Consider the following 9365-nt stretch of genomic DNA (forward strand, 5'->3'; position numbering starts at 1 on the left):
GACGGCTCGACGGGGGGACCGGCGCTGTCCGCGCCGATCCCCCCGTCGAGCCGTCCCCGGTCTCGAAAATCCTAGAACGGGATGTCGTCGTCGAGGTCGTAGTTGGGCTTGCCGCCGCCGCCCGAGGAAGGCCGGCGGTCGCCGCCGCCGGAGCGTCCGCCGCCGTACTCGTCGCGTCCGCCGCGGTCGCCACCCCGGTCGCCGCCGCGGCTGATCTGGCCACCGCCCTCGTCCTCGCCCGCGAAGTCGCCGCCGCCCCCGCCGCGGCCGTCGAGGATCGTCATCTCGCCGCGGAAGCGCTGGAGCACCACCTCGGTCGTGTATTTCTCGACGCCCGACTGGTCGGCCCATTTGCGGGTCTGGAGCTGGCCCTCGATGTAGACCTTCGAGCCCTTGCGCAGGTACTGCTCGGCCACGCGGGCGAGGTTCTCGTTGTAGATCACGACCGAGTGCCACTCGGTCTTCTCCTTGCGCTCGCCCGACATCTTGTCCTTCCAGGACTCCGACGTCGCGATGCGCAGGTTCACCACCGGGTCGCCCGAGGCCAGGCGCCGGGTCTCGGGATCGCGCCCGAGATTGCCGACCAGAATCACCTTGTTGACGCTGCCCGCCATCTCATCTCTCCATTCGAACCGATCTCACAGGGCATTTTTTCGTGACGCCCGCGAAGGCCGCGACTCTTGAGCATGGCGCCCTGCCGGGCAAGCCGTCGGCGACGCTTGTGCACGCTAACCACCGCGGCCGCGCCCTCGTAAATGTTCTATATCTGTTCTTTCAGTCCGACAAGCGCCGTCGCGCTCGCCGGAGCCTGGTTCGCGTCAGGACACCTTGACCACGAGCTTGCCGAAATTGGCGCCCTTCAGCATCCCGGCGAAGGCGGTGGGAGCGTTTTCCAGTCCCTCGACCACGTCCTCCCGCGCCTTGACCCGTCCGGCCCGCAGCCAGCCGCCGACGTCGCGCAGGAAGTCGCCCTGCATCGCGGCAAAATCCCAGACGATGAAACCGCGCAATGTCAGCCGCTTGGTGAGGATGGCGCGCATCAGCACCGGCGAGCGGTCGGGGCCGGGGGGCAGTTCACTCAGGTTGTAGCCCGCGACGAGGCCGCAGACCGGCACCCGCGCGAAGTCGTTGAGGAGCGGCAGCACCGCGTCGAACACGGCGCCGCCGACATTCTCGAAATACACGTCGATCCCCTCGGGGCAGGCGCGGGAGAGCGCCTCGGGAAAGTCGTCGGCGCGGTGATCGACCGCCGCGTCGAAGCCGAGCGTCTCGGTGAGGTAGGCGCATTTCTCCGCGCCCCCGGCGATGCCGACGGCCCGCGCGCCCTTGATGCGGGCGATCTGGCCGACGAGGGAGCCGACGGGTCCGGTGGCGGCAGCGACCACGACGGTCTCACCCGGCTGCGGCCGGCCGATTTCGAGGAGGCCGGCATAGGCGGTCATGCCGGGCATGCCGAGGATGCCGAGAGCCTGGCTCGGCGGCCCGTCGGCAGGGTCGAGGCGGCGCAGGCCGCGCCCGTCCGAGACGGCGAAGTCCTGCCAGCCGGCATTGGCCAGCACGAGGTCGCCCTCGGCGAAGGCCGGGTTCTCCGAGGCGACCACCTCGCTCACCGTCTGGCCGACCATGGTCTCGCCGATCTCGACCGGCTTGGCGTAGGATTTCGCCGCGCTCATCCGCCCACGCATGTAGGGATCGAGGGAGAGCCAGCGGGTCCGCAGCAGGACCTCCCCCTCCTTCGGGGCCGGAAGGCGCCCCTCCTCGAGGCGAAAATGTTCGGGCTTCGGCTCGCCGTGCGGGCGCGCGGCCAGCACGATCCGACGGTTGACGAGGGCCATGGCGCGCTCCGGCGTTGTTCGAGACGGAACCGGGCAGATGGGTCGCGCGCTGATTCCGGCAATGCAAGACGGCCTCGGCGAGGCGGCCTTCGCGAGGCAGCACTGGGCGGAGATGCGCGATGGCGTGGAGGATGGCGGCCCTGACCGCGGCGGTGCTGGCGGCCGGCCCCGCCGGGGCGGCGGGGGAGGATCCGCTGGCGGGCTACCGCTGGAAGGCGCGGGTCCTCGTCCTGGCGGCGGGCGATGCGGGCGACCCGCGCCTCGCGGCGCAACGGCAGGCCCTCGCTTCCGCGCGGACGGGAGCGTCCGAGCGCGATCTCGTCACGGTCGAGGCGGTGGGACCGGGGGCCGACGCGGTGGCCCTGCGCCGTCGTCTCGGCCTGCCGGGCGATGCCTTCCGGGCGGTCCTCGTCGGCAAGGACGGCGGCGCCAAGCTCACCTCGGAGGAGCCGATCGCGCCGCAGCGCCTGTTCTCGACCATCGACGCCATGCCGATGCGGCGGGACGAGGCGAAGCGGCGCTGATGTTGTGCGAAGAGAAGAGGGGCCGCGTGCGGCCCCTCGTCGTTCCGTAACCGATTAGCTGATCAGTAGCAGCGCTCGACAAGGACCCGGCGATAGCCCCAGGGCGTCCAGCGCAGGCGCGGGACGGTGTAGCAGCCGCCGCCGTAATAGGGGTCGTAGCCGACGGTCGAGTAGCCGTAGGGGCTGCCCCATCCGCCGTAGCCGTAGGGATAGCCGTAGCCGCCATAGGCGCCGTAGAGCCCGCCCGCGGCGAGGCCCAGGCCGAGCCCGAGGCCGACACCGCCGAGGCCGATGCCGCGCCGGTAGCCGTAGCCACCGCGCCAGCCGCCATAGCCGCCGCGCCAGCCGCCGAAGCCGGCCCCGCGATAGAAGCCGCCCCGGCCGGCGAACCCGCCGCCGAAGCGCGGACCGCCGAAGCCGCCGCCCCGGAACCCGCCGAAGCCGCCACCGCGGAACCCGCCGCCGAACCCACCGCCGTGGAAGCCGCCGAAGCCCGGACGGGCATCGGCGGTTGCCGGGATCATCATCAGCGCGCCCACCATCGCGGCCGATGCCAGAACAACCCTTTTCATCAGATCGTCTCCCGAGAGAGAATTTCGCCATCCCCCGTTGGCTTTGAACGCTCGGCGGGAAAAATCGGTCCCTGCGACCTCTGGTCCCGAAGGCGGCGCGGCCGTGCCGGCGATCGGGAAGAGAGCGCCGATGATGTCCGCTTGAATGCTGCCATGCTTTCGCGCGAGGAGGGCGCACACGGCCGAGCCTGCTCCGGGCAGGCGGCCGCCAGACAGGAACCGCCCGCCCGTGACGCGCCGCCTCGCCGTTCTCGTTCCCGTTCTCGTCGCCGCCCTCGGCCCGCTCGCATCGGCGCCGGCCCGGGCGCAACCGGCCGCCGCGACGGCGGTCACCGCTCCGGCCAAGGGGCCGTGCCAGGCGGTCGAGTTCGAAGGCCAGCCCTACACGGTCTGCACCGTCGATCTGCGGCGCGAGCGCGTGCGGCTGTTCTGGCTCGGCGCGGACGGGCTGCCCTACGGCTCGCTGTCGGGTCTCGCCGAGCGGCAGGGCCAACGCCTCAGCTTCGCGATGAATGCCGGCATGTACGACAAGGGGCAGGCCCCGGTCGGGCTCTATGTCGAGGAGGGGCGCGAGATGAAGGGCGTCTCCACCGCTAACGGGCCGGGCAACTTCCACCTCAAGCCGAACGGCGTCTTCTACGTGAAGGGCGACCGGGCCGGCGTGCTCGACACCCCCCGCTACCTGCGGGCCAAGCCGGCCCCCGACTTCGCCACGCAATCGGGGCCGATGCTGGTGATCGACGGCAAGGTCCACCCGAAGATCTCGGCGGACGGCCCGAGCCAGAAGATCCGCAACGGCGTCGGCGTCCGCGACGGCGGGCGCGTGGCGGTGTTCGCGATCTCGGAGCGCCCCGTCACCTTCGGCGCCTTCGCCCGCCTGTTCAAGGACAGCCTCGGCTGCCGCAACGCCCTGTTCCTCGACGGCAGCGTGTCGAGCCTCTACGCGCCCGGCCTCGGCCGCTCCGACCTCAGCCGCCCGCTCGGGCCGCTGGTGGGGGCCGTCGGCAAGTAGAGCATCGTCCCGAAAGGTGGCTGCCGGCTTTCGGAAAAAGACGATGCAAATTCAAAGACCTAAAACATCGTCCTGGATTCGATCTCCAGGACGATGCTCTGGAGCAGGCGCTATCGCTGCCCGAAGGCCGCGCTCTTGAACAGATCCTTGTACTGGTGCGGCTGGCTGCGCCAGTACTGCTTCGGCGCCCGCACCTGCGCCCCGAGTTCGGCCGCGGCGTGCCAGGGCCAGCGGGGATCGTAGAGCATCGCGCGGGCGAGCGAGACCGCGTCGGCCTTGCCCTCGGCCAGAATGGTCTCCGCCTGGCGCGGCTCGGTGATGAGGCCGACCGCGATGGTGGTGAGTCCGGTCTCCGCCTTGATCCGCTCGGCGAAGGGCACCTGATAGCCCGGCCCCAGCGGGATCTTCTGGGCGGTCGAGAGGCCGCCGGTCGAGACGTGGATGGCGGCCGCGCCGCGGCGTCCGAGGGCGCGGGCGAGCTCCACCGTCTGGTCGAGGTCCCAGCCCTCCTCGACCCAGTCCGTCGCCGAGACCCGCATCCAGACCGGCTTGCCCGCGGGCACGGCCTCGCGCACCGCCTCGAAACATTCGAGAGGGAAGCGCATCCGGTTCTCCAGGCTGCCGCCGTACTGGTCCTCGCGGCGGTTGGAGAGCGGCGACAGGAACTGGTGCAGCAGGTAGCCGTGGGCACCGTGCAGCTCGACGCCGTCGATGCCCAGCCGCATGGCGCGCTTCGCCGTGGCGACGAAGCCCTCGCGCACCCGCTTCAAGCCCTCCGCGTCGAGGGCGTGCGGCGGCACCTCGCTCGCCGCGTGGGGGATCGCCGAGGGCGCCTCGGTGAGCCAGCCGTCGACGGCCTCCGGCGCGATCTGCGCGCCGCCCTCCCAGGGGGCGCGGCTCGATGCCTTGCGGCCGGCATGGTTGATCTGGATCGCCACCGGGATCGGTGCGGCGCCGCGCACGGCGTCGAGCACCCGGGCCAGCGCCCGCTCGGTGGCGTCGTCGTAGAGGCCGAGATCGCCGGGCGAGATCCGCGCCTCGGGCGAGATCGCCGTCGCCTCCAGGGTGAGGAGCCCGGCCCCGGACTGCGCGAGCTGGCCGAGATGCATCAGGTGCCAGTCGGTCGCCGCACCGGCCAGCGCCGAGTACTGGCACATCGGCGCGATGATGATGCGGTTCTCGAGCTCCAGGGCGTCCAGGCGCAGGGGCTCGAACAGGCGGGCGGACATCGGCAGGCTCCGGACACGGTGGCGGCGGTCGGCGGGCTATCTGGGACAGGCGGGTCCCGACCACCAGCCCGGAACCGCGCATGGGAGATCCGAGATCCTTCGCGGGATCGATCGGCGGGATCCGTTCGCCGGATCCTTGCCGCAGACTTCCCCCGGCGGCCGACTCCCCCATCTCACTCCCTGCGCAGCGCGAGAGGATCGTTCGGGATGGGCTTGCTGGTCGAGGGCGCGTGGCACGACAGGGGCTACGACACCGCCAAATCCGGCGGGCGCTTCGAGCGCTCGGCCGCCGCCTTCCGCAACTGGGTGACGCCCGACGGCGCCCCCGGCCCCTCGGGGGAGGGCGGGTTCGCGGGCGAGGCGGGGCGCTACCACCTCATCGTCGCGCTCGCCTGCCCCTGGGCCCACCGCACGCTGATCGTCCGCCGGCTCAAGGGTCTGGAGGCGGCCATCACCGTCTCGGTGGTCTCGCCGTACATGCGCGAGGAGGGCTGGGTGTTTCGGGCCGAGGAGGAGGGCGGCGTGCCGGGCTCGACCGCCGAGCCGCTGTTCGGCGCCGAGCGGCTCTACGAGATCTATGTCCGCGCCAAGCCCGACTATTCCGGCCGCGTGACCGTGCCGGTGCTGTGGGACAAGGCGCGCCGGACCATCGTCTCGAACGAATCGGCCGAGATCATCCGCATGCTGAACGACGCCTTCGGCGCGGAGGGGCCGGACCTCTACCCGGAGGCCCTCCGGGCCGAGATCGATGCGGTCAACGCGCGCGTCTACGACCGGGTCAACAACGGCGTCTACAAGGCGGGCTTTGCCACCACGCAGGACGCCTACGAAGAGGCCTTCACCGCCCTGTTCGCCGAGCTCGACGCGCTCGACGACCGGCTCGACCGGCAGCGCTACCTCTGCGGATCGTCGCTGACCGAGGCCGACATCCGCCTGTTCACCACGCTGGTGCGGTTCGACGCGGTCTATGTCGGGCACTTCAAGTGCAACCGGCGCCCGATCGCGGACTACCCCAACCTCTCGAACTACCTTCGCGACCTCTACGCCCTGCCCGGCGTGGCGGAGACTGTGAACCTCGACCAGATCAAGCGCCACTATTACGGCAGCCATGCCGGCATCAATCCGACGGGGATCGTGCCGCTCGGCCCCGAACTCCACTTCGATGCGCCCAACGATCGCGCCCTGCGCTTCGGCGGTTGAACCGGCCGCAGCTCGGGAAATATCCATCGCGACACGCGGCACCGAGTGCCGACCAGGAGGAACCCCACGCCATGACGACCCTCTCGCGCGCCCCGCTTCTCGCGCTCCTCGGCCTGCTGGCCGCCGGCCCGGCCACGGCCCAGCAGGGGGCGGAGGTGACGATGACCGGCCGCTGCGAGCGTCTGGTGATCGGCGGCCTCGACGTCACCCAGAACTGCAAGGAGCAGCTCGTCAACACGGTCTCGCGCGGGCGCACGACCTTCGACTTCGCCGCCTGGGACGGTCAGACCCTGAGCTTCAGCGGCTCCGGGGCGCAGCACGAGCAGACCGAGGAAACCGAGCAGCTGCAGCCGATCAGCCTCGTGGTGGCGGGCATGAAGAACAAGGAGGGCATCGTCCGCAGTCCCACCCCCGCGGTCGGCGCCTGCAAGTTCTCGCGGCCCGAGCCGGGCAAGACGATGATCGCCTGCGAGGCGAATGCGCAGGGCAAGACCTATGCGGGCGTGTTCGTCACCGATGCCAAACCCGGCGCGGAGCCGGGCAAGGAGGGGGCCGCAGGCCCGGCGAAGGACGCCCCGAAGGAGGGGCCGGCCAGCGCGCCCAAGCCCTGAGCGGGAATCCGTTCAGGGCTATCGCTCGAACCCGCTCAAGCGGCTTCGCGGCGCGAAGAGCGCCGCGCGGAGCGATAGCCTGAGCCCGCGGAGGCGGGCGCCGGCGACTGAGGCCAGCGAAAAATAAGGGTGATCGCTTTCAAGCGATCGCCCCGAATTCGTTCCCGGCGGCCCTTCGAAAACGTCTGGTCAGCTGCGTCGCGAAGCCCCATGTAACGGGCCGGTGCGGTGCGAACCTGCGCGGCACGCACCGACGTGCGTTTTTGTGATTGTTCGAGGGCTCCATGCTCGAAGCCAACGCCGCCGCCGGCGCTCCCGCCGACGGCCTCATCAAGGACACCACCACGGCGGGCTTCCGGCAGGACGTCATCGCCGAATCGATGAACCAGCCGGTGATCGTCGATTTCTGGGCGCCCTGGTGCGGCCCGTGCAAGCAGCTCACGCCGGTCCTCGAGAAGGTGGTGCGGGCGGCCGGCGGCCGGGTGAAGCTCGCCAAGCTCAACATCGACGAGCATCCGGGCGTCTGGCAGCAGATCGGCCAGCAGCTCGGCCTGCAATCGATTCCCGCCGTGATCGCGATCGACCGCGGCCGCCCGGTGGACGCCTTCATGGGCGCCGTGCCGGAAACCGAGGTGCGCGCCTTCGTCGACCGGCTCGCCGGCCCCTCCGAGATCGATCAGGTGCTCGAAGAGGCCGCCGCCGTCGCCTCGGCCGGCGACCTCGCCTCGGCCTCCGAACTCTACGCCGCGGTGCTGCGCGAGGAGCCGGAGAACCTCAAGGCCATCGCCGGGCTGGCCAAGACCCAGCTCGAACTCGGCGAGACCGAGAACGCCCGGCAGGTTCTCGCCATGGTGCCCGCGGACAAGGCCGACGACCCGCTGCTCGCGGGCGTGCGCGCGGCCCTCGAACTCGCCGATCAGGCCGAGAGCCTGGGCGACCTCGCCGGCCTGCAGAAGCGGATCGAGGCCGACGGGAACGACTTCCAGGCCCGGTTCGACCTCGCCCTCGGCCTCAACGCCGCCGGCAAGCGCGACGAGGCGGTCGACCAGCTCGTCGCCATCGCCCGCGCCGACCGGACCTGGAACGAGGACGCCGCGCGCAAGCAGCTGCTGCAGTTCTTCGAGGCCTGGGGCCTGATGGACCCGGCCGCGATCCGCGGACGCCGCCAACTCTCGACGCTGCTGTTCTCGTGAGGCAAAATCCCCGCGAGAGCGTGACGGCGACCGAAGCCGGACGGGGCACCCGCCGCCCCCTCCCTCAGCAGGAAAGCCGCGCATGAGTCCGCAGCCGAGCTGCAAGTCGCCGGCGGATTGCCCCGCCATCATTCCGATCTTCCCGCTGCCGGGGGCGCTGCTGCTGCCGCGGGGGCAGATGCCGCTCAACATCTTCGAGCCGCGCTACCTCGCCATGGTGGACGACGCGCTGCGCTCCGAGCGGATCATCGGGATGATCCAGCCCGACGCGGAGGGCGGCGGCTCGCCGCTCAGCCCCCGGCTCTACCGCGTCGGCTGTGCCGGGCGGATCAGCCAGTTCGCCGAGACCGGCGACGGGCGCTACCTCATCTCGCTCACCGGCGTCAGCCGCTTCCGGGTCGAGAGCGAACTCGCCGTCACCACCGCCTACCGCCGCTGCCAGGTGTCCTACGAGACCTTCGCCCAGGATTTCGAGGCGCGGGCGGGCGAGGAGGCGGTCGATCGCGAGGGCGTGCTGCGAGCCCTGCGCAACTTCATCGAGGCCAACGAGCTCCAGGTCGATTGGGCCGGCATCGAGGAGGCGCCGAACGAGGCGCTGGTCAACGCGCTCTGCATGATGAGCCCGTTCGGCGTGCGCGAGAAGCAGGCGATGCTGGAGGCGCCCGACCTCAAGACGCGGGCCGAGGTGCTGGTCGCCGTGACCGAGATGGAACTCGTGCGCGCCAGCGGCTCCGAGCCGACCCTGCAGTAGTTTTCACGTCTCCCGGCCGTTCCGCCGGCCGCGAGTCAGCCCACCGGAAGTGACACGAACCATGGCCGACACCTCTGCCCCGCCCGTCGAGGCGACCCGGGTCGATCCCCGCCTGCTCGAACTCCTCGTCTGCCCGCTGACCAAGGAGCCGCTGGAATACGACTCCGCCCGCGAGGAGCTGATCAGCCGCTCCGCCAAGCTGGCCTACCCGATCCGCGACGGCATCCCGATCATGCTGCCGGAAGAGGCGCGCTCGCTGACGGAGTGATTCTTTTCTGTCATGGGCGCCGTTATCGCGAGCGGCGCGAAGCGATCCAGCGGCGCGACCGATAATACCGTTTCCGGTTGATCACTTCGGCCGCCGTCGCCCCGCTCCTCCCCCTTGTGGGGAGGAGGCAGGAGGTGGGGGTGGTTCAGGATGAGGCGGTGCGGTGCCTT

At 71.0% G+C, this 9365-nt stretch carries 11 protein-coding genes; 7 read left to right on the forward strand and 4 right to left on the reverse strand.

The window, feature by feature from the left end:
- Nucleotides 1–71 precede the first annotated feature (71 nt).
- On the reverse strand, nt 72–614 hold the full coding sequence (ssb, locus tag MFF42_RS11015; protein ID WP_238255796.1) for a single-stranded DNA-binding protein: 543 nt from the start codon (nt 612–614) through the stop codon (nt 72–74).
- A 204-nt stretch (nt 615–818) separates the two neighbouring features.
- The gene (gene curA / locus MFF42_RS11020) at nt 819–1835 is read right to left on the reverse strand and encodes an NADPH-dependent curcumin/dihydrocurcumin reductase (RefSeq protein WP_238255797.1); all 1017 of its coding nucleotides are present in this window, start codon (nt 1833–1835) and stop codon (nt 819–821) included.
- A 119-nt stretch (nt 1836–1954) separates the two neighbouring features.
- Here curA and MFF42_RS11025 point away from each other — a divergent pair, with 119 nt between their 5' ends.
- A complete protein-coding gene (locus MFF42_RS11025) occupies nt 1955–2359 on the forward strand; it encodes a DUF4174 domain-containing protein (RefSeq protein ID WP_238255798.1) in 405 nt (134 codons plus the stop codon).
- A gap of 62 nt (nt 2360–2421) precedes the next feature.
- Here the strand turns inward: MFF42_RS11025 and MFF42_RS11030 are convergent, their stop codons facing one another.
- The gene (locus MFF42_RS11030) at nt 2422–2931 is read right to left on the reverse strand and encodes a hypothetical protein (RefSeq protein WP_238255799.1); all 510 of its coding nucleotides are present in this window, start codon (nt 2929–2931) and stop codon (nt 2422–2424) included.
- A 229-nt stretch (nt 2932–3160) separates the two neighbouring features.
- On the opposite strand from MFF42_RS11030, the gene MFF42_RS11035 reads away from it, so the two are divergent.
- Nucleotides 3161–3943, forward strand: coding sequence for a phosphodiester glycosidase family protein (locus MFF42_RS11035; RefSeq protein WP_238255800.1), 783 nt, complete (start codon nt 3161–3163; stop codon nt 3941–3943).
- A 110-nt stretch (nt 3944–4053) separates the two neighbouring features.
- Here MFF42_RS11035 and MFF42_RS11040 read toward each other — a convergent pair whose 3' ends face one another.
- Nucleotides 4054–5172 (reverse strand): NADH:flavin oxidoreductase/NADH oxidase, encoded by a 1119-nt coding sequence (locus tag MFF42_RS11040; protein WP_238255801.1) that lies wholly within the window; start codon nt 5170–5172, stop codon nt 4054–4056.
- Nucleotides 5173–5379: 207 nt separating this feature from the next.
- Between MFF42_RS11040 and MFF42_RS11045 the strand changes: the two genes are divergently transcribed.
- The 5 genes from MFF42_RS11045 to MFF42_RS11065 all read left to right on the forward strand — a co-directional run bounded on the left by MFF42_RS11045 (nt 5380) and on the right by MFF42_RS11065 (nt 9195).
- Nucleotides 5380–6372, forward strand: coding sequence for a glutathione S-transferase family protein (locus MFF42_RS11045; protein WP_238255802.1), 993 nt, complete (start codon nt 5380–5382; stop codon nt 6370–6372).
- Between the two features lie 71 nt (nt 6373–6443).
- The gene (locus tag MFF42_RS11050; RefSeq protein ID WP_238255803.1) at nt 6444–6983 is read left to right on the forward strand and encodes a hypothetical protein; all 540 of its coding nucleotides are present in this window, start codon (nt 6444–6446) and stop codon (nt 6981–6983) included.
- A gap of 284 nt (nt 6984–7267) precedes the next feature.
- Nucleotides 7268–8176: a thioredoxin family protein gene (locus MFF42_RS11055; RefSeq protein ID WP_238255804.1), complete on the forward strand. Its 909-nt coding sequence runs from the start codon at nt 7268–7270 to the stop codon at nt 8174–8176.
- Nucleotides 8177–8258: 82 nt separating this feature from the next.
- Entirely contained in the window at nt 8259–8927 is a 669-nt protein-coding gene (locus MFF42_RS11060) for an LON peptidase substrate-binding domain-containing protein (protein WP_238255805.1), read from the forward strand.
- A gap of 61 nt (nt 8928–8988) precedes the next feature.
- Entirely contained in the window at nt 8989–9195 is a 207-nt protein-coding gene (locus MFF42_RS11065) for a Trm112 family protein (RefSeq protein ID WP_017485580.1), read from the forward strand.
- The last annotated feature ends 170 nt before the right edge of the window (nt 9196–9365 follow it).

Origin of the sequence: Methylorubrum podarium (assembly GCF_022179745.1) — a bacterium.
GTDB classification, from domain to species: Bacteria; Pseudomonadota; Alphaproteobacteria; order Rhizobiales; family Beijerinckiaceae; genus Methylobacterium; species Methylobacterium podarium.

Bases quoted from the DNA above. Each gene is read 5' to 3' on its own strand.
- MFF42_RS11030 (WP_238255799.1), bottom strand. From the start codon at position 2,931: ATGAAAAGGGTTGTTCTGGCATCGGCCGCGATGGTGGGCGCGCTGATG.
- MFF42_RS11065 (WP_017485580.1), top strand. From the start codon at position 8,989: ATGGCCGACACCTCTGCCCCGCCCGTCGAGGCGACCCGGGTCGATCCC.
- MFF42_RS11045 (WP_238255802.1), top strand. From the start codon at position 5,380: ATGGGCTTGCTGGTCGAGGGCGCGTGGCACGACAGGGGCTACGACACC.
- MFF42_RS11025 (WP_238255798.1), top strand. From the start codon at position 1,955: ATGGCGTGGAGGATGGCGGCCCTGACCGCGGCGGTGCTGGCGGCCGGC.
- ssb (WP_238255796.1), bottom strand. From the start codon at position 614: ATGGCGGGCAGCGTCAACAAGGTGATTCTGGTCGGCAATCTCGGGCGC.
- MFF42_RS11050 (WP_238255803.1), top strand. From the start codon at position 6,444: ATGACGACCCTCTCGCGCGCCCCGCTTCTCGCGCTCCTCGGCCTGCTG.
- curA (WP_238255797.1), bottom strand. From the start codon at position 1,835: ATGGCCCTCGTCAACCGTCGGATCGTGCTGGCCGCGCGCCCGCACGGC.
- MFF42_RS11055 (WP_238255804.1), top strand. From the start codon at position 7,268: ATGCTCGAAGCCAACGCCGCCGCCGGCGCTCCCGCCGACGGCCTCATC.
- MFF42_RS11040 (WP_238255801.1), bottom strand. From the start codon at position 5,172: ATGTCCGCCCGCCTGTTCGAGCCCCTGCGCCTGGACGCCCTGGAGCTC.
- MFF42_RS11060 (WP_238255805.1), top strand. From the start codon at position 8,259: ATGAGTCCGCAGCCGAGCTGCAAGTCGCCGGCGGATTGCCCCGCCATC.